Here is a 231-nt window from a genome sequence, read left to right on the forward strand (position 1 = left end):
GTTCGGCGGCGGCTCGTTCTGGCAGCTCTTCCCGCTGCGCGGCCTCACGTCGGACAACTTCGCGCAGCTGTCGCTCGTCGGCAAGGTGCTCGACTACCTGTGGCACATCGCGCTGCCGATCACCGCGTCGGTCGTCGGCAGCTTCGCGGTCGTCACGATGCTCACGAAGAACGCGTTCCTCGACCAGATCCGCCGGCAATACGTGCTGACCGCGCGCGCGAAGGGGCTCTC

1 protein-coding gene is annotated in these 231 nt (G+C 67.5%); it reads left to right on the forward strand.

Features of this window, described 5'->3' with window-relative positions; all coding sequences use genetic code 11:
* A partial coding sequence (locus tag AAEY78_RS15200; protein WP_352340367.1) for an ABC transporter permease subunit occupies positions 1–231 on the forward strand: 231 nt, incomplete at both ends.

It is taken from the genome of Psychrobacter sp. 16-MNA-CIBAN-0192 (assembly GCF_040309565.1).
Taxonomy (GTDB): domain Bacteria; phylum Pseudomonadota; class Gammaproteobacteria; order Pseudomonadales; family Moraxellaceae; genus Psychrobacter.